Annotated in this window: 23 protein-coding genes; 8 read left to right on the top strand and 15 right to left on the bottom strand. The window is 58.4% G+C overall.

Features of this window, described 5'->3' with window-relative positions; translation table 11 throughout:
* Window positions 1-35 precede the first annotated feature (35 nt).
* Window positions 36-1,073, top strand: coding sequence for a tRNA preQ1(34) S-adenosylmethionine ribosyltransferase-isomerase QueA (gene queA, locus IPM61_06945; protein ID MBK8911051.1), 1,038 nt, complete (start codon window positions 36-38; stop codon window positions 1,071-1,073).
* 27 nt (window positions 1,074-1,100) lie between these two features.
* Here the strand turns inward: queA and IPM61_06940 are convergent, their stop codons facing one another.
* Together IPM61_06940 and IPM61_06935 are read right to left on the bottom strand one after the other, a co-directional pair.
* Window positions 1,101-1,556, bottom strand: coding sequence for a GTP pyrophosphokinase (locus tag IPM61_06940; GenBank protein ID MBK8911050.1), 456 nt, complete (start codon window positions 1,554-1,556; stop codon window positions 1,101-1,103).
* A 180-nt stretch (window positions 1,557-1,736) separates the two neighbouring features.
* On the bottom strand, window positions 1,737-2,171 hold the full coding sequence (locus IPM61_06935; GenBank protein ID MBK8911049.1) for an OsmC family protein: 435 nt from the start codon (window positions 2,169-2,171) through the stop codon (window positions 1,737-1,739).
* A gap of 113 nt (window positions 2,172-2,284) precedes the next feature.
* Here IPM61_06935 and rnhA point away from each other — a divergent pair, with 113 nt between their 5' ends.
* The gene (gene rnhA, locus IPM61_06930) at window positions 2,285-2,773 is read left to right on the top strand and encodes a ribonuclease HI (protein ID MBK8911048.1); all 489 of its coding nucleotides are present in this window, start codon (window positions 2,285-2,287) and stop codon (window positions 2,771-2,773) included.
* 114 nt (window positions 2,774-2,887) lie between these two features.
* Entirely contained in the window at window positions 2,888-3,706 is an 819-nt protein-coding gene (locus tag IPM61_06925) for an FKBP-type peptidyl-prolyl cis-trans isomerase (protein MBK8911047.1), read from the top strand.
* 99 nt (window positions 3,707-3,805) lie between these two features.
* On the opposite strand, the gene IPM61_06920 is transcribed toward IPM61_06925, so the two are convergent.
* The gene (locus IPM61_06920) at window positions 3,806-4,237 is read right to left on the bottom strand and encodes an OsmC family peroxiredoxin (protein ID MBK8911046.1); all 432 of its coding nucleotides are present in this window, start codon (window positions 4,235-4,237) and stop codon (window positions 3,806-3,808) included.
* A 21-nt stretch (window positions 4,238-4,258) separates the two neighbouring features.
* Window positions 4,259-4,588: a hypothetical protein gene (locus IPM61_06915; protein ID MBK8911045.1), complete on the bottom strand. Its 330-nt coding sequence runs from the start codon at window positions 4,586-4,588 to the stop codon at window positions 4,259-4,261.
* 36 nt (window positions 4,589-4,624) lie between these two features.
* On the opposite strand from IPM61_06915, the gene IPM61_06910 reads away from it, so the two are divergent.
* The 5 genes from IPM61_06910 to IPM61_06890 all read left to right on the top strand — a co-directional run bounded on the left by IPM61_06910 (window position 4,625) and on the right by IPM61_06890 (window position 10,998).
* Window positions 4,625-4,771: a hypothetical protein gene (locus IPM61_06910; GenBank protein MBK8911044.1), complete on the top strand. Its 147-nt coding sequence runs from the start codon at window positions 4,625-4,627 to the stop codon at window positions 4,769-4,771.
* 70 nt (window positions 4,772-4,841) lie between these two features.
* On the top strand, window positions 4,842-8,015 hold the full coding sequence (locus IPM61_06905; GenBank protein MBK8911043.1) for a hypothetical protein: 3,174 nt from the start codon (window positions 4,842-4,844) through the stop codon (window positions 8,013-8,015).
* 257 nt (window positions 8,016-8,272) lie between these two features.
* The gene (locus IPM61_06900) at window positions 8,273-9,658 is read left to right on the top strand and encodes a cytochrome P450 (protein ID MBK8911042.1); all 1,386 of its coding nucleotides are present in this window, start codon (window positions 8,273-8,275) and stop codon (window positions 9,656-9,658) included.
* 307 nt (window positions 9,659-9,965) lie between these two features.
* Entirely contained in the window at window positions 9,966-10,679 is a 714-nt protein-coding gene (locus IPM61_06895; GenBank protein ID MBK8911041.1) for a hypothetical protein, read from the top strand.
* Window positions 10,680-10,713: 34 nt separating this feature from the next.
* Entirely contained in the window at window positions 10,714-10,998 is a 285-nt protein-coding gene (locus tag IPM61_06890; protein MBK8911040.1) for a hypothetical protein, read from the top strand.
* Between the two features lie 105 nt (window positions 10,999-11,103).
* On the opposite strand, the gene IPM61_06885 is transcribed toward IPM61_06890, so the two are convergent.
* From IPM61_06885 to IPM61_06835, 11 genes are all read right to left on the bottom strand, one after another.
* On the bottom strand, window positions 11,104-11,367 hold the full coding sequence (locus IPM61_06885) for a GlsB/YeaQ/YmgE family stress response membrane protein (protein ID MBK8911039.1): 264 nt from the start codon (window positions 11,365-11,367) through the stop codon (window positions 11,104-11,106).
* A gap of 3 nt (window positions 11,368-11,370) precedes the next feature.
* Window positions 11,371-11,979, bottom strand: a complete 609-nt coding sequence (locus IPM61_06880; protein MBK8911038.1) for a DUF4126 domain-containing protein — start codon at window positions 11,977-11,979, stop codon at window positions 11,371-11,373.
* A gap of 69 nt (window positions 11,980-12,048) precedes the next feature.
* The gene (locus tag IPM61_06875) at window positions 12,049-12,426 is read right to left on the bottom strand and encodes a LysM peptidoglycan-binding domain-containing protein (GenBank protein ID MBK8911037.1); all 378 of its coding nucleotides are present in this window, start codon (window positions 12,424-12,426) and stop codon (window positions 12,049-12,051) included.
* A 288-nt stretch (window positions 12,427-12,714) separates the two neighbouring features.
* On the bottom strand, window positions 12,715-14,976 hold the full coding sequence (locus tag IPM61_06870) for a polyribonucleotide nucleotidyltransferase (protein MBK8911036.1): 2,262 nt from the start codon (window positions 14,974-14,976) through the stop codon (window positions 12,715-12,717).
* Window positions 14,977-15,225: 249 nt separating this feature from the next.
* Window positions 15,226-15,495, bottom strand: a complete 270-nt coding sequence (gene rpsO, locus IPM61_06865) for a 30S ribosomal protein S15 (protein MBK8911035.1) — start codon at window positions 15,493-15,495, stop codon at window positions 15,226-15,228.
* Between the two features lie 93 nt (window positions 15,496-15,588).
* Complete coding sequence (locus IPM61_06860) at window positions 15,589-16,512, bottom strand: bifunctional riboflavin kinase/FAD synthetase (GenBank protein ID MBK8911034.1); 924 nt, start codon at window positions 16,510-16,512, stop codon at window positions 15,589-15,591.
* Between the two features lie 33 nt (window positions 16,513-16,545).
* Complete coding sequence (gene truB, locus IPM61_06855) at window positions 16,546-17,247, bottom strand: tRNA pseudouridine(55) synthase TruB (protein ID MBK8911033.1); 702 nt, start codon at window positions 17,245-17,247, stop codon at window positions 16,546-16,548.
* 86 nt (window positions 17,248-17,333) lie between these two features.
* Window positions 17,334-17,732, bottom strand: coding sequence for a 30S ribosome-binding factor RbfA (gene rbfA, locus IPM61_06850; GenBank protein MBK8911032.1), 399 nt, complete (start codon window positions 17,730-17,732; stop codon window positions 17,334-17,336).
* Between the two features lie 159 nt (window positions 17,733-17,891).
* Window positions 17,892-20,942, bottom strand: a complete 3,051-nt coding sequence (gene infB, locus IPM61_06845; GenBank protein ID MBK8911031.1) for a translation initiation factor IF-2 — start codon at window positions 20,940-20,942, stop codon at window positions 17,892-17,894.
* Window positions 20,943-21,155: 213 nt separating this feature from the next.
* Complete coding sequence (gene nusA / locus IPM61_06840) at window positions 21,156-22,499, bottom strand: transcription termination factor NusA (protein MBK8911030.1); 1,344 nt, start codon at window positions 22,497-22,499, stop codon at window positions 21,156-21,158.
* 135 nt (window positions 22,500-22,634) lie between these two features.
* The gene (locus IPM61_06835; protein ID MBK8911029.1) at window positions 22,635-23,111 is read right to left on the bottom strand and encodes a hypothetical protein; all 477 of its coding nucleotides are present in this window, start codon (window positions 23,109-23,111) and stop codon (window positions 22,635-22,637) included.
* Between the last annotated feature and the right edge of the window lie 267 nt (window positions 23,112-23,378).

The following is a 23,378-nucleotide window of genomic DNA, read 5'->3' as shown; positions in this document are numbered from 1 at the left end:
GCCTTGTTCTACCTACGTTTACGGATCGCGCTTCCATGAAATTATCCGACTTCCGTTTCACTGCCCCAAAGTCTGCAACCGCAAAGTACCCCGCCGACCCCCGCGACACCTCCAAACTGCTTGCTCTGGACCGAAAGACCGGTGAGATGAGCGACCACAGCTTTGCCGACATCGTGAGTTTTTTCAAGAAAGGTGATTGCCTGGTGGTGAACGAATCGCGGGTGTTCCCGGCACGGCTGATTGGAAAGAAGGAGAAGACGAACGCGCAGATTGAGGTGATGCTGCTGCGGGAGCTTTCGCAGAAAGATGCCCTGTGGGATGTGGTGGTTGACCCGGCGCGGAAGGTCCGCATCGGCAACAAAATCTACTTCGACGACAACAAGCTCTACTGCGAAGTGATTGACAACACCACCTCGCGCGGGCGCACCGTTCGGTTCAACCACACGGGCGATCTGTTCAAAACGATTGAGCGGATTGGGCTGATGCCGCTTCCCCCGTACATCGGGCGGGAAACCGTGGAGGACGACCGCGAATACTACCAGACGATCTTCGCCAAAACAAACGGGTCGGTTGCCGCCCCAACCGCTGGGCTTCACTTCACCAAAAAATTGATTGCCCGATTGGAACGCAAAGGGGTTCGCGTTGCCAAGATCACGCTGCACATTAACCGCTCAACGTTCGATCCGGTGGAGGTGGAGGATTTGACCAAACACAAGATGCACTCGGAGTTCTATGAGATTACCCCAACCGCTGCCGAGACGATCAACAAAACCATTAAGGCCAAGGGGAAGGTGTTCGCCGTGGGGGCTTCGGTGGTGCGGGCGTTGGAAAGCTCGGTGCTGACATCGGGGACCGTGAAGCCGAACCGTTCCTGGACCGATAAGTTCATCTATCCCCCATACGACTTCAAGGTTGTCAACCGCCTTATCACCAATTTCCACCAGCCGGAAAGCACCGTGCTGATGATGGTCTGCGCCTTTGGCGGGCGGGAGAAAGTGCTGAAAGCCTACAAGTACGCTGTCAAAGGGGGATACCGTTTTTACAGCTATGGCGATGCCATGCTGATCTTGTAAAAGCGGCAACGTCTGCGCCCCGGGTATCTATCGGCTATCCATCGTCTCATTGTCCATGCCGCCGTGCAAGCGTGCCAAACGCTGCCAAGCACGGCGGTATTTTTCCATCCTTTCGGCATCCTTCTGGCCCATCGCCCGATTGCTTCGGCGAACATCCATGTTGTCCTCAAGGTCGGCCAGCTTCACCGCACGCGCCAACGGGTCCGGCGCAATCCGCTCCACAAAGTCATCATAACGCTCCCCAGCGTGGCGGGTAAGGCGTGCCACAGCTTCCACAATCTGCTCGGAGAATCCTTTGCGGCGCAGCGCGGCAAAAGTGGTGTGGCCATCCTCGACAACGTCGTGGAGCAGTGCCACGGTTTTTTCTTCAATCGTCCGGCAGCGGCCCATCACCCCAAGCACATGAAGGATGTAAGGCTGGCGGTATTTATCGGTTTGCCCCCGATGCCCCTTTGCGGCAATCTCCACCGCCAATTCAATCATCTGCGCCGGGGTTAGCTGCTTGCGTTTTGGTTTTGCAGCTTTTGCTGGTTTCGCTTTGGCCGTGCTGGAAGCGGTTGCCACGGCAGCGGCAGGTTCTTTCTTTTTTTTCACGGTGCGATTGGCCATTGCTCTCTCTTCCTCTTTCTGTCTCCGGAAAACTCTTTCAATAACAGTGGCGGCTTAACCGGTGAAGCCTGGCAATGCCGGCTCGCCAAAGCTGACGGTATCCACCATCTCCACCCCGCTCTCCAGGGTGCGATGCACGGGGCAGCGGGCCGCAATCTGCCGCAGCCGCTGGCGTTGAAGTTCATCGAACGTGCCGCCGATGGTGATCTGCGAAACAATCCGCTCCACCTTCGGGGAACCTTCTTCCGTTTGATGCCGTCCAAACTGATATTCTGCTTTCACCCAATCTATGGCGATCCCTTTGTGCTGGGCGTACATCCGCAGGGTGATCAGCGTGCAGGCGGCAAGGCTTCCCAGCAGGAGTTCGTAGGGGGACGGTGCTGTGTCGGCCCCGCCAACGCTGGGGGGTTCGTCGGCAAACCACTGATGCCGCTGGTTGCTGACCTCAACCCTGTATCCGCTGCCAAGTGTGGCTGTGACTGATGCCATGCAATAATCGTGATATTCTGGATGAGTTTTGGGAACTGCTGTTGGGCTGCAATGATACGAAATGGGACGGCCTTGATGCGATGCGGTTCGGCGATTGGGCTAATTTTGCGGGCATGAGCAAACCTTCCCACGTCATCATCTACACCGATGGCGCGTGTTCGGGGAACCCCGGCCCCGGCGGCTACGGCATTGTGATGATGCATGGCGACCACCGCCGCGAGCTTTCGGCCGGATACCGCCAAACAACCAACAACCGAATGGAACTGCTTGCGGTGATTACCGCACTGCAAACCTTAAAACGCCCGTGCGCGGTGACGCTGTACAGCGATTCGAAATATGTGATTGATGCCATCACCCAACGCTGGGTGTATGGGTGGCAGCAACGCGGCTGGCGCAAGTCCGATAAATCGCCTGCGCTGAATGTTGACCTGTGGGAACAACTCCTCCCGTTGCTGAAACGCCACACCGTCACCTTCCAATGGGTGCGTGGCCACAACGCCAACGTGGAGAACGAACGCTGCGATTACCTTGCCGTGCAAGCCGCAAAACAACCGGAGCAGCACCTGCTTCCCGACGAAGGCTTCCGCAAAGAACCAGCGTAGCCGTTGCCCCGCGTGGCTTCCGGCGCAGAATAATTTCAGAATAGAAAGAACCGAACGACCGTTCAACAACAAGAACACCGAACACCAATCGCATCAACCATGAAAAAAAATTGGATGGCACTGCCAGCACTGCTTCTGCTGCTGGCAACCGCGCCAGCAACCGCCCAGAAAGGGGGGACGCCAGCCGCAAAAACTGCCCCGCCGCTTCAGCTGAAAACCATTGCCGACAGCGTGAACTACGCGCTGGGAATCAGCTTCCTGACGAACCTTCGGCAGCAGGGGGTCAATGCCCAACCCAATTTCATCATTGCCGGCATTAACGATGCCGCCAACGGCAAAACCGCGTTGACCACAGAACAGGTTCAACTCCTGATTGCACAGCTGCAACAAGCACTTGCCCAGCAGCAGCAAGCAAAACAGCAAGCCCAACAGCAGGGAGGAACCGCACAACAGACCCAGCAAGGGGGCGGGCAATCCACTGTTGGGCAATCGGCGCAGCCGGCAGCACCGAAGCAACAGCTAACGCCGGAGCAGATTGCGGCAAATAACAAAAAGCAGGGCGAGGCATTCCTTGCCGAAAACGGAACCCGCCAGGGAATTATCACCCGCCCCAGCGGACTTCAATATGGAGTAATCACCCAGGGGACCGGCGCAACTCCAAAAGGCACCGACAAAGTGACGGTCCACTACACCGGAATGCTGCTGGATGGGACCGTCTTCGACAGCTCGGTAAAACGCGGGCAACCGTTCAGCACCTATCTGGGGAATGTGATTGCCGGATGGCAGGAAGGGGTGCAGCTGATGAAGGTTGGCTCCAAATACCGATTCTTCATTCCCCCACAGCTTGCGTACGGAGCCAACGGAGCCGGCGGAGTAATTGGCCCGAACGCAACGTTGGTGTTCGACGTGGAGCTGCTGGGGATTAACCAGTAACCACATTCGCCACGGACTTTCAGCACACTGCCGGAGTCGGGATCGAACGATCTCGGCTCCGGCAGTGCTGTTTTCCGGTGCGGGCTTTTTCCTGCACGATTATCCCACCAGCGTCACCGTCAGCTCCCAATTGGGAATTGCGGCAAGCGCGCGAGAGACCGGACAGTTTTTCTTGGTTCCGTTGGCGATCTCCTCCAACTGCTCCTGGGTGATTCCGGGAACGTTTGCTTCGGCCCGCAGCCGCACGGTGGTGATGCTGAAGCCGCCATCCACTTTCTCCACAGTGACGTTGGCCACCGTTGCCACGCTGACCGGGGCATATCCCGCGTTCCCCAAGTCGGCAGAAAGGGCCATCGAGAAGCAGGCAGCTTCGGCGGCGGCCAGAAGTTCTTCTGGGTTTGTTCCCACTCCTTCCTGGAAGCGTGAAGTGAAGTTGTACTGCCCCTCGAACGCCCCTCCGTCCAGTGCCACCTTCCCATTTCCCTCTAGAAGATTGCCGTTCCAAGCGGCTTGTGCTGTGCGTGTTGGCATTGCTCTGGTGCTCCTGTCTGATTAGCTGGTTTGTAGATGATGGTTGCTGAAGTGGCTTGCGTGCCAGCAACTGGCCATAATATACACGAACAACCCCACCACCCGCCAAGGGGTACGAAGATTCACCGCTCCCCTCCATCCATCGGCGTCCTTGCCTTCCGCTCCCTGTTGTTTTTGCACATCGGTGATTCGTCCATTTTTTTGAAAAAATCCCCATTTCTGCTCTTTACTTGCTCTGCTTCCAAAAAAATCTTTCCCCCTTCCCCCTCTCTTTAAGCCCTTTTTAAGTCCGGCGGATAGCGTGAAAGGTGTTGATGATCTGCTGCCCAACAACGCGCTGGTCATCGCCAACAGAACCTGCAAACGCAACTCAACAACAAACCAAATATGAACGCCGAACTGAACCTCCCAACGCTGTTCCGAATGCTTCTTGGCCTTGCGCTTTGCGTGGCCGTAGCGGGATTGGGCTTGTATCCCTTCGCCCAACAAGCCGATGACTCATCGGAAGACCTTGACAACTCCATCGCCGGATAACGAACAACGACAGCAGTCCATACACACAAACGCTTGCATCAACTAACCGCACACACAGGAGAACTGCACCATGAGAACGAACCGAAACCACAACGCACTGGGGCGGCCAATTGCCCTGACGCTGCTGATACTGGCAGCGCTGCTCTGTTGTTTTACCCCAACATTCGCGCAGGCGAACAACTGCTTCACCGACACGATTCGGGTGAACACCGGATGGAACCACGCCACCAACTCGCTGGACCCGGTTGGCGCGCAGACAGCGTATTGGACCGTGGTCTCGGACCCATCGGCCAGCACCACCGAACCGCGCCCTGCATCGGTTATCACCAAGTACTCGTCATGGTGCAACCCGCTGGCGAACTCCCAATGGCTTAGCTCCTACCCATCGGCCAGCAACGATGCCAACGGAACCTACATTTTTGACGACACCCTCTGCATCTCGCCGGAAGTTCAGAAAGCCCAGGTTCATCTGGAACTGTTCGCCGACGACTACGCACGGGTCTATTTCAACGGCGTGCAGATTGGGACATCGGCCCCCAGCTACGGGTTCCTGTGTGGCAACAAAGCCATCATCAACGTCTCCGTTCCAATCACCACGTACAAAAACGTTCTTCGTGTGGAGGTGCTGAACACCAGCAGCGTGGCAATGGGGTTTGATCTTTCCGGCTACATCACCGCCCCCGGCTTCTCGGTGGGATTAACCAATCCAAACTGCTGCTTGGAGAAAGGGAGCATTATCGGAACCAAGTTCTTGGACAAAAACTGCAATGGCAAGTGGGATGCCGGCGAACAAGGGCTTCCAGGATGGACGATTACCGCCACCAACGGCACCAACACCTACACCGCCGTCACCGACGTGTTTGGCAACTACTACCTGAACGGCCTTCCCCCGGGCAGCTACACCGTCAGCGAAATCCAGCAATCGGGCTACACCCAAACCTATCCGGTTCCCAACAACTACACCATCACCGTTGCCAACGGCCAAGTTGTCAACCACATTGATTTTGGCAACTGCCCCAAGCCATCGGAACCATGCTTCCAGATTACTGAGCAGCAGGTGAAATGCACCACGATTCAAGGAAGCACCATCCCCGCCTACTCCTGGTCCTTCTACATCCGTAGCCTGCGGAACTGCTCGGCAACGCAATCGGCCAGCGTGTCGGTGGTTAGCCCTGCGGGGGTCAGCTTCTTCCCAGGCAGCTTCAGCGTCACCAACTCCTTCACGCCGCAATCGCTTACCCTGCATGGCCCCGGCGCAGTGGCTGGCGCAACCGTCACCTTCGCAATCAAGATTTGCTGCCCAAGTGCCGACGGCACGGTGCAATGCTGCGAGGACACCATCAGCATCAAGCTGCCCGAGTGCCCGCCGCAACGCTGCGCCATTGTGGAAGCCGACTCCGTGAAATGCATCACCGACCCAGCAACCGGAACGCAGCAATACGTTGCTTGGCTGACCGTGACCAACTTGGGCATTGCGCCAAACGCCGAATGGCTTACGCTGAACGCATCGGGCGTGACCTTTGTGCCGAACCCAGTGAACCTAAGCGCGCTCCCGATTGGTGGCTCAACCAGCGTTGCCGTCAACTTCACCGGCGCAACGCCAGGACCGCTGACCATCTACGCTACGCTGTGCGACAAAACGCGCCAGTACTGCTGCCGCGACTCGTTCCAGATTAAAGTGCCGCAGTGCGAAATCCCAATCCCTGATTGCTGCAACGAGTTCCAGAAAAAATTCTGGAAGCTTTCAAGCTCGGCATCGGCAAACGGTTTTGCAACCATCAACGGATTCCTTGCCGCAGGGCCGGCTCCAATCGTGAAAGTCTCGGCAACGTTGGTTGACGCTCGCATCAACGGTGTGCCGGTGGTTGGGCAGTTCATCAACCCGGGCAACCATATCAACTTTGTTGGCGGGACCATCCCCTTCATGCACGAGTTCCTTTGGGTGAACAGCCCGTACACGAACCTTGGGGTCCCAACGCCGTTCCAGTTCCGCTTGCGTTTCCCGGCCAAGCCGTGGTACCAACGTCGCGACGTTATCAGCTACTGCGTTCGGGTTCGCTACACCGACATCAACTGCGTCACGTGCGACACGGTGATCTGCTTCAAGCGGACACGCTACGGATGGATTATTGCCGACCCAACATTGACCCACGGCCTAAGCAATCAGAAAAACAGCAGCAGCTTCTTGGGAAGCAACCAGCCCACCGTGGCCGGCCAGCTTACCGGCGACAACAGCGGATCGTTGAACATCAACTTCCCGCAGGCCCCGGCCGAACTTGGCGGAATCACGTACACCGGAATCAGCATTTCGGCGAACGACCTGACGATCAGCAGCGCAACCGAAACGGAACGGAGCATTGTTGGAACGCAAGAGTTCGACGGCACGCAACGCTTCAACTTTGTGGCAACCCCGGGCCAGACCGCAGCGTTCACGATGGACTACGCCAACTTGAACGGCGCAACCAGCGCGCCGCACCGGGTGACGTTCCACTACGTGCTGGCCGACAGCCCAGAAGACACCTTGCAAGAAGAGATTGACCTCACCTTGCGCCGTGGCCAGCTAAGCGGTGGGGACGTTGTGGAATCGGCATCGGTTGGCCTTAGCGACCTGAAGACCTACGCCATCCACCTTACCAATGCCAACGGTTCCAAGGAGCCAATCGCACGGGTGGTGATCGAGTCGGTGGAGGGTGCGGAGATTGTGGCTGTTGGCCCAACCGCCAACCCAACGCACGCCACGCTCAGCTTTGGCACCAACGATGGACGGAACTTCGTGGCCGAGACGATGACCAGTGGCGAGGAGCTTGCCAGCGGCGAATCGCACAAGCCGATCTACCTGACGCTTGCGAACGTTGCCGAGGGTGCAACCATCCGGTTCACCACCTACAACGCCGATGGGGCGGTGATCAGCAATGGTGAGTTGAGCTTGCAAGGGGGCGCAACATCGGGGATTGAGGCAACCGGCGACGACGCACACACAACGCTGCTCCGCACGGCCTACCCGAACCCCACCAGCGGCGAAGCAACCATCGAGTTTGCGTTGCCACGCAGTGCCGACAACGTGACGATGGTGCTAAGCGACGCAGCCGGGCGCGAAATCTCACGCCCAATCAACAACCAAAACCTGAGTGCCGGAACGCACGTTGTGGGGCTTGACCTATCGGACCTGCCAAGCGGAACGTACCGCTACACACTGCGGGTGGGAACAACCATCGAGACAGGAGCTGTGCAAGTGGTGAAGTAAGGAGTGGAAGGGATGGAAAGAAAGGAAGGGGAAGAGAGGGAGGGAAGGAGCAACACCTGTTGGATTGAACTCCTGCAAGAGAACCAGGCAAAAGGTGGCCCGCAAAGAATCCCCTTTCTAACAACGCCAAGCCTTCTTCAGCGAAATGCTGAGGGAGGTTTGGTGTTTTTTATTGGTGGTGATAGATACTGGGCAGGGGGGTAGCACGCCGTGATCTGGCAGGTCTTATATTTCCACACCATGTTGTGAACTCTCTTATGCCTAATTCCACTACTCAATCCCGCCCCCTGCCTCGCGGTCCGAAAGGGCGGCCGTTGGTGGGGATGCTGCCGCAGATGCGCCGCCGCCCGCTTCAGTTTATGGCCGAGCTGGCGCGGACCCACGGCGATGCCGTCCAGGTGAAGATTGCCCACCTGCAAGCCTGCTTGCTTAGCCACCCCGACCTTGTGGAGGAGGTGCTGGTGACGCAGAACCGGAAGTTCATCAAACCGCTGTTGCTGAAGCAGGCGGCCCAGGTGCTGGGGAATGGATTGCTGACCAGCGATGGTGAGTTCTGGCTGCGCCAACGCCGCCTTGCCCAACCCGCTTTCCACCGCGACCGCATTGCCGGCTATGCCGAACTGATGGCCACCTTCAGCGACCAGATGACCGACCGCTGGCGCAGCGGCCAAGCAATGGATATCCACGAGGAGATGATGGGGCTGACCTTGCAGGTTGTTGCCCGCGCACTGTTCGGCGCCGATGTCTCGGGGCAAACGGAGGCGGTTGGGCGGGCGCTTGATTTGGCGATGCAGCGGTTCACCGAACGGCTGAGTTTGATGCGGCTGTTCGACCAGTTTCCGCTCCCCAGGAACATCCGATTTCGGCAACGGCAGCGGGAGCTGGATGCGATCATCTACGGCATGATTGAAGCCCGGCGCAAAAGCCAGGCGGAAGGTGATGATCTTCTTTCGATGCTGCTTCACGCTCAGGACACCGACGGCAGCCAGATGACCGACCAGCAACTTCACGATGAGGTCATCACCCTGTTTTTGGCTGGGCATGAGACCACGGCAATCGCTTTAAGCTGGACCTGGATGCTGCTGGCCAACCACCCGGAAGCGGAAGCGCGGCTTCACAAGGAGCTGGACCGCGTGCTTGGCAGCCGCCCACCAACCTTTGCCGACATTCCGAACCTTCCGTGGACCGAGATGGTGGTGAAAGAATCTATGCGGCTGTATCCGCCGGCGTGGCGCGTGGGTCGGCAGGCGTTGGAGGATTGCACGATTGGCGGCTATCACATCCCCAAAGGGATGCAGGTGGTGGCAAGCCAGTGGGTGATCCACCGCGACCCGCGCTGGTACGCACGCCCGGACGATTTTTTACCGGAGCGTTGGCAGGGGGACCTTGCGCGGCAGCTGCCGAAGTTTGCCTACTTCCCATTTGGTGGCGGGCCGCGCCGCTGCATCGGCGATGAGTTCGCGAAAATGGAGGCCGTGCTGATCCTTGCCGCCGTGGCGCGAAGGTTCCGGATAGCGCTGGCCCCGAATCAGCAGATTGACTACTTCCCCAGCATCACCCTCCGCCCGAAGCATGGGATTCAAGTTCGCGTGGAGCCGAGGATAGCGGCCCCGACCTCTGTCGAGGTAGCGGCAGGTCTTTAGCCTGCCGAGTAGGTTCGGGGCAACCACCGAACACGCGGCGGTTGCGATGGCACGGGAAGTTTCTGATCCTGAGATTCGGAAAGCAACGCCCGGTTCGCGAGCGTCCCCACGTCCCGACAGAGGTCGGGGCGACTACCCCAATTCTCACCTCCCCCCCGAAGCCTCCCAAGAGGGGGAGCCGCGCACATGGATTCTTGAAAGACTTGTTGCTCCATCATTTCAGTTTTTTTGATACATCACCAACGCCGTGGCGCGGTGTATCTTGCGACCCTTGTTCCGTGGCCTTTAGCACTTTCCCGTTTTGACCATGCCATACACGATTGACCAGTTAGTGGACGACCGCAATCGCGCACTGTACAACGAAGTAAACGCCCGGCTTCCGCTGCGGCTGGAAACCAGCACCATTCCCTACTGGGGGTCCCAGTTCGGCGAGGGCACGGCCACCATTGCGATGGTCCCAACCGAGCATCCGGTTGCCAGTTTCACCCACGAACTCCTCCATCTAAAACTCCGCTTGGATGGCTTGATCCGCCCAACCGCGTTTACCGCTCGGCAGATTGAGATGGATACGGTGAACTTTTTCTACAATGAGTTGGCGCACCACAAGATGTTCCCACTCTTTTTGGACATGGGGTTCCAGCCCAGCGAGTTCTACAGCCAGTTGGACACGGCCCAAAGCCATGACCTTCTTTCGATTGACCTTGCCCGACTGCGGATGCGCCGCAGGGCCGAGCGTTCGCTTCTGGCCGGGTTGGATGTTGCCCGCCCGTACATGCTGATCTACGCCCCGGCAGAGCTTCGCGCCAGCATGGTTCGCTACGCCCAGCAGCTTGACGAGCTTGCCGACCGCCGGTTCCTGCGGATGCTGGACGAGACGTTGATTGAGTGGATAGAGACCGACACGTTGGATATGCGCCGCACCCTGGCCCGCATCTACCACGCCTGCGGCATTGCCGATGTTGGCTTCGGCTTCGATGCCCAGGGGGCCGACATGGTGCTGGCTCGCGAAGTGATGGCGTAGCAATCTTTGTACTCTCCGGGTCCAATTCTCTGCCATGATGCAGGTCAATTTCAACGGGCGCAACGTACGCAACCCCATTGCTCGGATGGTGATGGGGGCGGTGGTGGTTGTGGTGGTGGTTCTGCTGCTGCTGTTGTTGCTTTCGGTGGCGGGGGTGGCGTTGGTGGCTGGCGGCGTGCTGCTGCTTGGGCTTGGAGTTCGCCGGCTTTTGCTTGGGGGAAGATGGCAAGGGAGGAAGCAGGCCAAGATTGAAGAAGCGGAGGTGATAGAGTCCATCCAGAAAACACCGCAGGAGAAGGAGCAGAGGTTGTTGAGGTGATGGAACGGGACGCGGAGCGGGGAATCGAATAGTTCGCAAAAAGGAGATCGGTGCCGGAACCTGTGATGTTCCGGCACCGATCTTTTTTTGGGAGGGGAAGCCTTGCTACGCCGTGGTTTGCGCGCTCTTCCCCTTAACCAGCCGATAGATCCACAGCAGCAGCAATGCCCCAAGGATAGAGGCAATGAACCCGGCAGAATCGCCTTCTGGGTACAGCCCCAGCAATCTTCCCAAGAATGTTGCCGCCACCGATCCCGCAATGCCCAGAAGGATGGTGACGACAATGCCACCCGGGTCCTTCCCCGGCATGATGAGCTTTGCGACCGAACCGGCAACCAAGCCGATGATGATCGTCCAGAGAATCCACATTGTTTACCTCCGAATGGTGTTGTGTGATATGCTGTTGACCTCTGTTGCTGGTTTCCGGCGGAAGAGCAATCGGCCAGCAGCACGGATAAGAAGCACGATAAGAAGAACCACCAGAAGCAGCGTCACCACCGGAACAATCAGTGCCATTGTTGAAATGGTGACGGCCCCGGCAAGCTCGGCAGTGGCAAGGAACGGATTCCCCACCCCCGCCGTTGTTGCCGATGATTTTGCCCGCAACGCCACGGTGGTTCCCTGCACCACGGTTGCCGCCCCGCCCCCGGCCACCACGGCCAATCCCCACCGGATAAATTCGGGCAGATCCACCATTGCCCCGGCAGAAGCCACCACCCCGGCAACCATTGCCGCCGGGGTTGCGATGGTGTCCAGAAGGTTATCAAACCACGGGATGTAGTAGGCCAGCACCTCGGCAGCGGTTGCTGTTGCCAACGCAATAAGCGCTGGCGTGGTTCCCACCCACGCAAAACCGCTCCCCAACGATAGCTGCCCCGTGGCCGCAGCAATGCTCATGGCCAGCAGCGGCAGAAACACCCGGAAGCCACACGCCGCGCTAAGCCCCAAGCCAAGCGCAATGCTGATAACCGATTCTGGCATAGATGGGAATGGATAGATGTGAAAAGCAAGGAGCGTTGCCCCGCAGGTAGTGCGCCCGCCCCAGAACGGCTACTTGCTGGGGATTTTCAGTTGCTGCCCAACGCGGATCACATCGGGGTCGGAAAGCTGGTCGGTGTTGGCGTTGAAAATCTCCATGTAGCGATTGGGATCGCCGTAATGGGCTTTCGAGAGTTTGGAGAGTGTGTCGCCCGGGCGGACAACATACACACCGTACAGATCCGTGTTCGCCACGGCGATGTCCGCCTCCACTTCGTTCTCCCAGTTCTCGTAGGTTTTAATCTTATCCCACAAACGGTCCTTGTCGTACTGGTACGCAGCGGTTCCGCTGATGCGCAGTTTCCCCCCTTCCTCCTTCCAATTACCGTTCTGTACGTTCAGTTCAACCCCTAAGTCAAGGAGCGATTGGTACTTTTCTTGTAGCATGATGATGCCTCCTGAATGAGTGTCTTGGCTCCGTTCTCCTTCGGCTGCTGCCTATGCAAGCCGACGGCGTTACCACAACGCAGCCTTCGGGGAACTTAGTTCCCTTCCCCCAGAAAACAAAGCAATGGAGCACGGGAATAAAGGAGGGTGATAAAAAAAACGCAGACCAATGGGACAAGGGCGCGGGATGGTATCACACCAAACTAAAGTGTTCCGGCATCACAAAAACAGAACGCCCGGCAACATTGCTGCCGGGCGTTCTGCGTTTCATGGTTTGGGTTTGCCTGCGGTTTATCGGCGGCGGTCGCCACGGTCGCCGCCGCGGTTGCCGCGATCATCACGGTTGCCGCCACGGTATCCACCGCGGTCGCCACCGCGACCACCACGGTCGCCGTCGCGGCGTTCGCTCCGCTCGCGTGGTTGCTCTTCTTCCATTCCCTCTGGCCGCGGCAGCAATGCTTTGCGGCTTAGGCGGAACTTCCCGTCGTCCTGAATCTCCACCAGCTTCACCTCCACGCGGTCGCCAACGGAAAGGACATCTTCCACATTCTCCACGCGGTGATGGTCAATTTGGGAGATATGGAGCAGCCCGGTTTTGCGCGGCAAGAACTCGATGATTGCCCCCAAGCCTTCGCGAACCTGGGTCACCTTTCCGCGATAGACCTTCCCCGGCTCCGGCTGCTCGGTCAAGGCGCGGATCATCTCCACCGCCTTCTGCGATGACTCGCCACTGACGGCGGCAATCACCACGGTTCCATCTTCCTCGATGCTGATCTCGGCCCCAGACTCGGCCACGATTCCGCGGATCGTCTCGCCGCCGCTTCCAATCACCGCGCCGATCATCTCCACAGGAATTTGGATGGTGGTAAGCCGTGGCGCAAATGGCGACAGGTCCTCGCGGACTTCGCTAATCGCCTCGGTCATCTTCCCCAGGATGTGCAGGCGGCCATCGCGGGCTTGGTCCAGCGCGCCACGCATCACCTCAAGGGAGATTCCTTGAATCTTGATATCCATCTGGCAGGCGGTGATGCCGTCGGCGGTTCCGGTCACTTTGAAGTCCATGTCGCCCAGGTGGTCCTCATCCCCCAAAATGTCGGAAAGGATCGCCACGCGGTCGCTGTTCTCATCTTTAATCAGCCCCATGGCAATGCCAGCAACTGGCTTCTTGATCGGCACGCCGCCGGCCATCAGCGATAACGTTCCGGCGCAGACGGTGGCCATCGAGGAGGAGCCGTTCGACTCCAAAATGTCGGAGACGATGCGGATGGTGTAGGGGAATTCGGTTTCCTCAGGGAGCATCACTTTCAGCGCGCGTTCGGCAAGGTTGCCGTGGCCGATTTCGCGGCGCGAGGTGCTGCCGAACCGTCCCGTTTCGCCGGTGCTGAAGGGGGGGAAGTTGTAGTGGAGCATGAACCGCTTTTCATACTTGGGGAGCAGTCCATCAATCAGCTGGCGGTCGTTCTTGGTGCCAAGCGTCATCGAGGTGAGCGATTGGGTTTCGCCGCGTGTGAACAGTGCCGACCCGTGGGCGCGCGGAAGGATGTCAATCTCGCAGGTGATGCCACGGATTTCGTTGGTGGCGCGCCCGTCCAGCCGCTTGCCGTCGGTCAGGATCATCTCCCGCATCACCTCCGACTCCAGATCGTGCAGGACGCTTCCAACGATTTTATCCACCTCCAATCCGGCATAGTCTTCGCCGCTGAACTGCGCGGCGACGGCTTCGGCGACTTCTTGGCGCAGGGTGCGGTAGCGTTCTTGGCGGCCTTCCTTGCTGGTGGCCTCGCGGGCGAACGTTTCCAGAGTGGTGGTGGAGCGTGTGCGGATAAATTCTTCAACGTCGGCAAAGGTTGTTTTCTCCGGCATTGGCAGCGGGGTGACTTCGCATTGGGCAACAAGCTGCCGCTGCAAGTCGTTCAGCTGGCGGATATGCTCGTGGCCGAACTCCAACGCCTGGACGAACAGGTCCTCGCTAATCTCCTGGCATTCCCCTTCCACCATGACGATGGAGGAATCGGTCCCGGAAAGGGTGATGTCCATCATGGAGTTTTCAAGTTGGGCAAAGGTGGGATTGATGATGAACTCACCATCCACATAGCCCACGCGGACGTTGCTGACCGGGCCGTTGAACGGCATTCCGGTAAGCATCAGCGCGCAGCTTGCGCCCACGGCGGCCACCACATCGGAATCGTTCTCTTGGTCGAACGAATAGACGGTGCAGATCACCTGTGTTTCGTAGGTCCACCCTTTGGTGAACATCGGGCGGATGGGGCGGTCAATCAGGCGTGCGCTTAAAATTTCCTTTTCGCTGGGCCGGGCTTCCCGTTTGAAGAACCCACCCGGCACTTTTCCGGCAGCGGCGAATTTCTCGCGGAACTCCACCTGCAACGGCAGGAAGTCAATTCCTTCGCGGGGGGTTCCCGCAGCAACGGCAACGGCCAGCACCATCGTGTCGCCGTAGCGGGCCATTACGGCCCCGTTGGCAAGTTTGGCAAAGCGGCCCGTCTCAAGGGAGAAGTTTTTCCCCCCGAACTCGATCTCGACAGATTTCATCATGGCAACATCCAGAAAGAGAAAATGGGTCTGCGGCACTCATCACCGCAGTCGGTACGTATGTGTTGGTTGTGTTATGCGTTCTACACGATTCAGCCTTTTGGGCGGCGGTGCAGCAAGCGTGCTGGCGGGGAATGGCCGTTTGGGATCGGCCCCACAATAGCTTCCCCTGAAAAGCGCACAAGGGTGGTTCCTCTTTTGGGACACCACCCTATTTGTGTGCATTGATCTTGCAGACTCTGCCCGGCTGGATTACCGGCGGATGCCTAACTCGGCAATGATTGCGCGGTAGCGGTTGATGTCAACTTTCATCAGATAGTCCAGCAGCGAGCGGCGCTTGCCCACCATTTTCATCAGCCCACGCAGGGAGTGTTTGTCCTTGCGGTTCTTCTCGAAATGGGGGTTCAAGCCGGAGATGCGTGCGGTCAGCAAAGCAATCTGAACTTCTGGTTTGCCGGAATCGCCGGCATGGTCGCCGTATTTCGCTACGATCTCGGCGGTGCGCTCTTTGGTCAAAGGCATGGTTGCTACGTCGTTTGAATTGTTAGATCTATGTTGTTGTTGAACTCTTGCTACGTTCTGCCCGGGTTGATACCGAAGCGTTGTTGATCGGCCTCAGGCCGCTGCTTGGCAGGTTGCGCGGTCGCGCTCCAACTGCTGTAAGAACTCATCTACCGAACTGAACTTTTGTTCAGAGCGGGCAAACTTACATAATTCGACCGTCACAATTTGGTTATAAATCTCTTCAGCGAAGTTGAACAGGTTCACCTCAATCGTTCGCTGGGTGGCATCGGTGAATGTTGGCCGCACCCCAATGTTCCCCATGCCGCGATGCCACACGCCGCCAACCTCCATCCGAACGCAGTACACTCCGTTGGCCGGGATCAGTTTGTTGGGGTTGATTGGGCTGATGTTCGCTGTGGGGATTCCCAGCTTCCGCCCCCGCCCGTCGCCCCGGACAACCGTACCGGAAAGGGAGTAGTTGCGCCCCAGATACTCCGCGGCTTTTCCCAAATCCCCCTCGGCCAATGCGCGCCGGATTTTTGTGGAGCTGATCGTTTCCCCGGCAACCACCAGCGGGCCAATCTCCGTCACCCCGAACCCATGTTCCGCGCCATATCCCCGCAGCGATTCCGCATTCCCTTTGCGATCCTTTCCAAATGCGTGATCGTGGCCAACAATCATGTGGGCAATGCCAATCTGCGATTCTAACTGCTCCACAAATTCCTCCCACGGTGTGGCCGCGAACTCCCGCGTGAATGGGATCACCACCACCGCATCCACCCCCAAGCGGCGGAATTGCTCCTGGCGTTCCTCGATCGTTGTCAAGATGTCCACCGTGGTCCCATGCCGGCGGATCACCTCCTGCGGGTGCGGGTCGAACGTGATGACCACGCTGCGCCCGCCACGCTCCTTTGCCGCTTGGGTCAATGCCCCAATCACCTGTTGATGCCCACGGTGGACCCCGTCGAACGTCCCAATCGTGAGGACGCTCAAAGGGTTGTGCGGTATTTCGGCAAGCGAACGGTAAACGGTCATGCTGTCATCACAAAACGGTAAGAGCAATGCGGGCTATTCCTGGGGGCTTTGCGGCTTGGTGTCCGCCAAAAGGTTCCTCAGTTCCTCCATCGTCAAGGCATCCTCAACGTGGAAGTTGCCGCTTCTGGTGCGGCGCAGCGCGGTCAGATGCGCGCCCGATTCCAACCCCCGCCCCAAGTCCCGTGCCAACGCACGGATGTAGGTCCCTTTGGAGCAGACGATGCGGAACTCAACTTCAGGAAGATTCACCCCGGTAATCTGGAACTCCCGCACGGTGATGCTGCGGGGTGGGGCCTCCACCGCAACCCCTTTTCGCGCCAGCTTGTACATCCGCTGCCCGCCGATTTTCCGCGCCGAGTAGCTTGGCGGCGATTGAAGCTGCTGGCCAATCATCCGTTCGGCACCTTCGCGGACCAACGCCTCGGTTAGGTGGGCGGTGGGGCTGGTCTGCGTCACCATCCCCTCGGCATCGTCGGTGTCGGTTTCTGCGCCAAACAGGATTGCGCCGGTGTACTCTTTCTCCTCGGCTTGAATCTGGTCGGCAAGGCGCGTGGCTTTCCCCACACAGATTGCCAGCAATCCGGTGGCCATTGGGTCCAGCGTGCCGGTGTGGCCCACCTTCTTGATGTTCAGCATCCCACGGGTTTTTGCCACCACGTCGAACGAGGTCCACGTTGCCGGTTTGTCAATCAGCACAATCGCTCCGGTGGCCTCCCATGCCTCCCGTTCGTTCAGCAGCGCGGCGGTTGCGCGGGCGATAATCGGAACGCCAAACGGTGGTGGCGTTGGTTCGGCAGCCGCAGCGTTCTTGAAAGATTCGCTCACGGGGTGGGTTCGTCCGGGTTATTCTGGGAAGCCGGGGCACTTGATGCACCATTCGATGCTGGGCGGACGGAGTTCAGCAACTCGGTGATTCGCTCAACCGCCTCGAACGTATCGTCGCGGTAAAAACGGAGTTCGGGGATAGCTTTCATGCTTACCAGCCCGGTCAGTTTTTTCCGGAACTCCGGCATATGTGTGTTCATCCGCTTCACCAGCACATCAGGGTCGGTGGTGTTGCGGTAGATGCTGACATAGACTTTGGCGATTGAAAGGTCCGGGGTCATCTTCACCGATACCACGGTAATCATGCCGTCCAGATATTCCGGAAGGTTCCGTTGGAAGACTGTGGCCAGTGCCTCGCGGAGCATTGCTCCAACACGTTCGGTGCGTATTGACATCGGGAATCGGTTATCGTCTTGGGGAAGTTGGTTCAATTGCGAATGGTGATGCCGCAGTGCGGGGAGCCATGCTTGGCAAGGAGCAGCATCCGGTTCTGAACAAATCCGACCAGGCGGCAGCGCTTTCCGCCTGGTCGGATTGTTTTTTTGATTTGGGGATTATGCCGTTCCGGCAGTTTCCAATTTCCGTTTGACTTCCACCATCTTGAATGCTTCGATCACGTCGCCTTGCTTGATGTCGTTCATGCCATCAAGGGTGATGCCACACTCGTAGCCTTGCTCCACTTCGCGAACGTCATCTTTCAGGCGGCGTAGCGATGAGATGGTTCCGGCGAAGACCTCCAGCCCATCGCGCAGCAATCGCACTTTGTCGCTTCGGATAATCTTGCCATCCTGCACGTAGCATCCGGCAATGGTTCCAACGCGGGAGATTTTGAAGATGTCGCGGACCTCCACGGTGGCCGTCACCACTTCCTTGAACTCCGGTTTCAGCATCCCCTCCAACGCGGCGCGGACCTCGTTGACGGTGTCGTAGATGATCTGGTAGGTGCGGATTTCCACCCCTTCGCGCTCGGCCAACTTGCGGGCCTTCAGGTTCGGGCGAACATGGAAGCCGATGATAATGGCGTTCGAGGCGGTGGCCAACAGAACGTCCGATTCGGAAATTTCGCCCACTGATTTCATAATCACCGTCACCTGGACCTCTGGCGTGGAAAGGCGGAGCAATGCGTCGGCAAGTGCCTCCACCGATCCGTCCACGTCGCCCTTGATAATCAGCGGCAGGTTCTGCACGCCGCCACGGGCTATCTGGTCCGAAAGCTCGTCCAGCGTTAGGTGGCGACCCTGCTTGAACTCCTGCTCGCGGCGCACTTGTTGGCGGCGAGTAGCGATCTCGCGCGCGTCGCGGTCGTTTTCCGTCACCACAATTACGTCGCCAGCGGTTGGCGGGCCGTCGAAGCCCAGAATCTGCGCTGGCTCCGAGGGGCCAACTTGATGCAAGCGGTTGCCGCGCTCATCCATCATGGCGCGGACGCGCCCGTAATGGTGGCCGGCAACGAAGGCATCCCCAACTTTCAGCGTTCCTTTCTGCACCAGGACGGTTGCCACCACACCTTTGCCACGGTCAATCTCCGATTCAATCACCACACCGCGCGCTTGGCGGTCGGGGTTGGCTTTCAGGTCCAGAACCTCGGCTTCCAGAAGGATTGCGTCGAGCAGTTTATCAACGTTCAGCCCCTGGCGTGCGGAGATTTCGACGCACTGATATTTCCCGCCCCATTGCTCCACCAACACCCCGCGGTCGGCAAGCTGTTGCTTAATGCGATCGGGGTTGGCATCGGGCTTGTCAATTTTGTTGATGGTGATAATCATCGGCACGTTGGCGGCTTGCGCGTGCGAGATAGCCTCCAACGTTTGGGGCATCACTGCGTCGTCGGCAGCCACAATCAACACCACGATGTCGGTCACCTGGGCACCGCGGGCGCGCATGGCCGTGAAGGCTTCGTGGCCCGGGGTGTCAAGGAAGGTGATCTTCCGTTTGTCAGGAAGCGTCACGCTGTAGGCACCGATATGCTGGGTGATGCCGCCGGCTTCGCCCGCCACCACGTTCGCGCTACGGATATGATCCAGCAAGGAGGTCTTGCCGTGGTCAACGTGGCCCATGATGGTAACGATTGGGGCGCGTTGCTTCAGCGTTTCCGGGGCATCTTCGGTGTCGGCAAGGGAGTCCTCGGCAAACTCCTCGGTGAACTCCACGGTGAAGCCAAACTCATCGGAAACCAGCTGGATGGTGTCGCGGTCCAGGCGTTGATTGATGGAGACCATCAGCCCAAGCCCGATACACTTGCCGATCACCTGGCTAACATCCACGTTCATCAGGTTGGCAAGCTCGGCCACGGTGACGAACTCTGTCACGCGCAGGATTGTTGCTTCGGCACTTTCGCGATCGCGGCGTGCTTGCTCGCGTGCTTCATGGGCAGCGCGTTTGTTCTTGCTATGCTGCTGCCGTCCGGAGCGCGTGTTATCCCCCATGCGTGAGAACGTCTGGCGCAACTGCTTGTTGACCTGGTCGCGATCAACCTCAACGCTGGCCCCTTTGCGTCCGCGTTTGCTTCCGGCTCGGTTTTCGGGTTGGCTTGTGTTGGTCCGGGGGGTTGTTCCGGTTGCAGTTTCTGTGCTGCTTGTGTTCCGCGCACGCGCAGCTTCGGCGTTGATATCAATCGCCTTGCCGCGGGTACGGGTGCGGGTGCGTTTCTTGTCCTTGTCCTTGTCTTTCTCTTTTTCCTTCTTTCCGCCGATATCAATTTTCCCAAGCACCGTCAAGCCTTGCAGCTTTGGGGGGGCCGAAACAAACCGGGCCCCTTGCTCACCTTCCTCGGAAACAACCGGTGGTTCGGGTTGAGGGGTTGGTTCGGGTTCGGGTTCTGGCTCGGGAGCCGGGGGTTCTTCGGTTTCGCGGCCACGCATGGCAATGCGGCGAAGCTCCTCAATCCGGGAGCGGCGAGCATCTTCCAGTTGGGCTGCACGCTCTTCCGCGCTGATCGTTGGGGCGGCTGGCTCGGCATCAGGAACAGCCTCCACGGACGGCGCAGCTGCTGGCGGTGTGGACGAAGATGGAGGTGCGGGAACTGGTGCAGCCGGTGCTTCCGGCGCAGGGGTGGCCGTTGCTGCTGCTGGGGCATCGTCGGCCTGAGCAGGCGAAGCAGTTGCCACCGTTGGCGGCACGGCGGGGGCTGTGGTTTCGGCCACGGGGGGAACGGCCACCGGTTTGGGAGCTGGGGCTGCTGTCGGGACCTGCGTTACCACGGGGGTTGGTGGCTCGGGCTGGGGCAATGGCTCCGCTGTTTCGGCGGGCTGCGGTGCGGCAGCAACAATCGCTTCAGCCGGTTCTTCGACCCCGGTACCCTGAGCCTCCTCTTTTTCTTTGCCTTCCTTTTTCTTTGAAGCCGTGGTTTCGTCTTTTGGGCGCACACGCTTTTCGTGGTAGGCATCCACTTTTTTGCGTTGCTTCTCAATCTGCCGATGCTCTTTCTCGAATTTATCCATGACAAGGTCGTACATCTCCTGCGACAGTTGTTCTGTCGGTTTTGGGGAGATGTCGAACCCTTTGGCGCGTAGGAATTCCGAGATGGTTTCCTTACCGATATTCAGTTCGGCAGCCACCTTGAAAAGCCTATAGGTTGCGCTCTTTGCTGTTGTTGTTGCAGGCATTCAGTTGTTGATAATTCGGAAAGAGCTAACAAATGCCGTGGGGGCATCTGCTTCTTCGGGTCCGCTTGCACAACCCGCACAGTTTCGTGGCATTGATACGCCTTTGGCCACCGAGGCCTTTGAACTGTGGGAAGCCGCTTGCAGCCATGCGGCCTGGTAAGACGACCCATGATAAGGAATCGTGCCAAGTGCCAGCGGTTGCTGGCACTGCGGTTATTGCTCTGTTGATCCCCCTTGCTCCGGAGCTTCGGCAACGGGAACTGGGCGGATGTCAATGTCGCGCAGTTCATCTTCTTCGAACTCTGCCATCATGATTCGGCGCAGTTCTTCCAGCTTCTCGGGCGTCATTCCTTCTAGCGATAGCAGCGTTGCTGGGTCGGCTTTCAGGAATTCTTTGGCCGTCTCAATCTCGGCCTCGATCAGCAGCTTGAACAGGTCGTCGCCAACTTCCTCGCGGAACTCCACCAGCTCGATATCCTCGCCACCTTCTTTCACCAGCGAGATGGAGTAGCCGGTCAGCTTCATGGCCAGGCGGACGTTCTGGCCATTTTTGCCAATGGCCAGCGAGACCTGGTCATCAGGGACCACCACGGTTGCGGTGCGGGTTTCGGTGTCAATGGCAATCTCCTTCACTTTTGCCGGCTGCAGTGCCCGCGTGACGAACTGCTTGACATCGCTGGACCACGGGATCACGTCAATATTCTCGTTGGCAAGCTCGCGGACGATGGAGTGGATGCGCACCCCTTTCATGCCAACGCAGGCACCCACCGGATCAACGCGCTCGTCAAGGGACATGACGGCCACTTTTGCGCGCTCGCCTGGTTCGCGGGCAATGCCTTTAATCTCGATGATGCCATCGTAGATTTCTGGGATTTCAATCTCGAACAACCGCTGCAGGAATTGTGGGTCGCTGCGGCTGATAACAATCTCCGGCTGCCCCTGCCCTTCGTGAACCCGAACCTCTTTCAGCAAAGCGCGGATGGACTCACCTTTCTTGTATCGTTCGCGCCAGATCTGCTCGTTGCGGGGCATCCGCATCTCCACCTTGTTGTGCATCACATACACATCATTGCGGCGGACCTGATAGACCTCGGTGACGATAATCTCCCCCACTTTTTGGCTGTACTCGGCCACCACGTTATCGCGCTCAACTTCCCGGACGCGCTGGCTTAAGGTTTGCGCAGCCATCAAGATCATCCGGCGGCCAAAGAACTCGGAAAGGTTCTCAAGGTTCAGCTCGGTTAGGTGTTCGTCGCCAATCTCGTACTCCTCCTTCTCTGGGTTGGCTTCCTCAAGGGAGATTTGGAGGTTGGGGTCCTCAACCTCCGCAACAACTTCGCGCAGAAGGTAGATTTCGATATCCCCTTTGTCCATGTTGACGATGATGTCGAAGTTGGAATCTTGGCCATACTTCTTGCGCACCATCTGGCTGAAGGTGTCCTCGATGATTCCCTGCAACAGGTCGCGATCAATGTTTTTCTGGCGCGCCATTTCGGCGAACGCTTCAATGATCAGCTGCTTATTGATGCTTGATTTGGCTGATTTTCTCTTGGCCATGACGTTAGACGTTAATCGTAAACGCTTTGCGGGATTGATTCGGTTGCCAGCCTGCCGATAGTAGGCTGCCAGCGCAGTTGGCCCGATTGGCCCACGCTGAGTGATATGAAGTATTCTTGCAGGCTGCGCAGCTTGCTACAGTTCCGGCTCAACAATTGCTTGCTTCACGTCGGCAAGGGGGATTGCCAATTGCTCGGCGGTGTCGCGGCGGCCGGCGCGGCGGGTCAGGATTAGCCCGGCGGCGCTTGCTTCAGCAAGCCGGAAAATTTCGGTGCGGATGACCCCTTCGGCATCTGCATACTGAAGTTTTAGCAGCCGACCAACGTTTTTCCGATACTGCCAATCGAACTGCAACGGGCGATCCAGCCCGGCGGAGGAGACCTCCAAACGGTAACGCCCGGCGATTGCGTCTTCGTGCTGGTCCAGCAAATCGCCAACCCAACGGCTAAGCTCAGTAAGGTTATCCAGCAGCACACCTTGCTCGGAGTCCACAATCACCTCCACCACTGCAGTGTTCCGCTGCCCGCGCCTGCGAAGCTCCAGCAGCACCATTCCGCGCTGCTCGGCCTCTTGCCGGATCATCTCTTCGATATGGTGCGGGAATCCGCTCATTGCTTCGGGTTATTCCAAGCCGTGAAGGGCCTGCGGCATACGCCCCCAGACCCGTTGGCAATGGTTTTTGCATTGCCTTCCCCCCGTGGCCTTGATGCCTTCCCGCCGAAGGGAAACCACCAAGCCGCCGTCCTTCCTTTACTGACGGGGGAAAAAAAAGTGGGCACGCGTTTCCGCCCTTGCCCACTGCGAAAGGAGTGCTGCAAAGATACGCCTGTGCCGCGAACGGATGCAAGAGGGGAAGGGGGAAAAGAAGGAACGTTACGG

The sequence above is a fragment of the Chlorobiota bacterium genome (assembly GCA_016710285.1).
In the GTDB taxonomy this organism is placed as follows: domain Bacteria; phylum Bacteroidota; class Ignavibacteria; order OLB7; family OLB7; genus OLB7.
This window is presented reverse-complemented; position numbering and strand designations above follow the sequence as displayed.

What these genes read in the sequence shown, in the direction of transcription:
- rbfA (MBK8911032.1), bottom strand. Translation starts at nt 17,732, where the DNA reads ATGTCAATACGCACCGAACGTGTTGGAGCAATGCTCCGCGAGGCACTG.
- IPM61_06885 (MBK8911039.1), bottom strand. Translation starts at nt 11,367, where the DNA reads ATGTGGATTCTCTGGACGATCATCATCGGCTTGGTTGCCGGTTCGGTC.
- IPM61_06880 (MBK8911038.1), bottom strand. Translation starts at nt 11,979, where the DNA reads ATGCCAGAATCGGTTATCAGCATTGCGCTTGGCTTGGGGCTTAGCGCG.
- IPM61_06905 (MBK8911043.1), top strand. Translation starts at nt 4,842, where the DNA reads ATGAGAACGAACCGAAACCACAACGCACTGGGGCGGCCAATTGCCCTG.
- IPM61_06920 (MBK8911046.1), bottom strand. Translation starts at nt 4,237, where the DNA reads ATGCCAACACGCACAGCACAAGCCGCTTGGAACGGCAATCTTCTAGAG.
- rnhA (MBK8911048.1), top strand. Translation starts at nt 2,285, where the DNA reads ATGAGCAAACCTTCCCACGTCATCATCTACACCGATGGCGCGTGTTCG.
- IPM61_06940 (MBK8911050.1), bottom strand. Translation starts at nt 1,556, where the DNA reads ATGATTGAATTGGCGGTGGAGATTGCCGCAAAGGGGCATCGGGGGCAA.
- infB (MBK8911031.1), bottom strand. Translation starts at nt 20,942, where the DNA reads ATGCCTGCAACAACAACAGCAAAGAGCGCAACCTATAGGCTTTTCAAG.
- IPM61_06835 (MBK8911029.1), bottom strand. Translation starts at nt 23,111, where the DNA reads ATGAGCGGATTCCCGCACCATATCGAAGAGATGATCCGGCAAGAGGCC.
- IPM61_06870 (MBK8911036.1), bottom strand. Translation starts at nt 14,976, where the DNA reads ATGATGAAATCTGTCGAGATCGAGTTCGGGGGGAAAAACTTCTCCCTT.
- IPM61_06925 (MBK8911047.1), top strand. Translation starts at nt 2,888, where the DNA reads ATGGCACTGCCAGCACTGCTTCTGCTGCTGGCAACCGCGCCAGCAACC.
- nusA (MBK8911030.1), bottom strand. Translation starts at nt 22,499, where the DNA reads ATGGCCAAGAGAAAATCAGCCAAATCAAGCATCAATAAGCAGCTGATC.
- queA (MBK8911051.1), top strand. Translation starts at nt 36, where the DNA reads ATGAAATTATCCGACTTCCGTTTCACTGCCCCAAAGTCTGCAACCGCA.
- IPM61_06895 (MBK8911041.1), top strand. Translation starts at nt 9,966, where the DNA reads ATGCCATACACGATTGACCAGTTAGTGGACGACCGCAATCGCGCACTG.
- IPM61_06935 (MBK8911049.1), bottom strand. Translation starts at nt 2,171, where the DNA reads ATGGCATCAGTCACAGCCACACTTGGCAGCGGATACAGGGTTGAGGTC.
- IPM61_06890 (MBK8911040.1), top strand. Translation starts at nt 10,714, where the DNA reads ATGATGCAGGTCAATTTCAACGGGCGCAACGTACGCAACCCCATTGCT.
- rpsO (MBK8911035.1), bottom strand. Translation starts at nt 15,495, where the DNA reads ATGCCTTTGACCAAAGAGCGCACCGCCGAGATCGTAGCGAAATACGGC.
- IPM61_06910 (MBK8911044.1), top strand. Translation starts at nt 4,625, where the DNA reads ATGAACGCCGAACTGAACCTCCCAACGCTGTTCCGAATGCTTCTTGGC.
- IPM61_06860 (MBK8911034.1), bottom strand. Translation starts at nt 16,512, where the DNA reads ATGACCGTTTACCGTTCGCTTGCCGAAATACCGCACAACCCTTTGAGC.
- IPM61_06900 (MBK8911042.1), top strand. Translation starts at nt 8,273, where the DNA reads ATGCCTAATTCCACTACTCAATCCCGCCCCCTGCCTCGCGGTCCGAAA.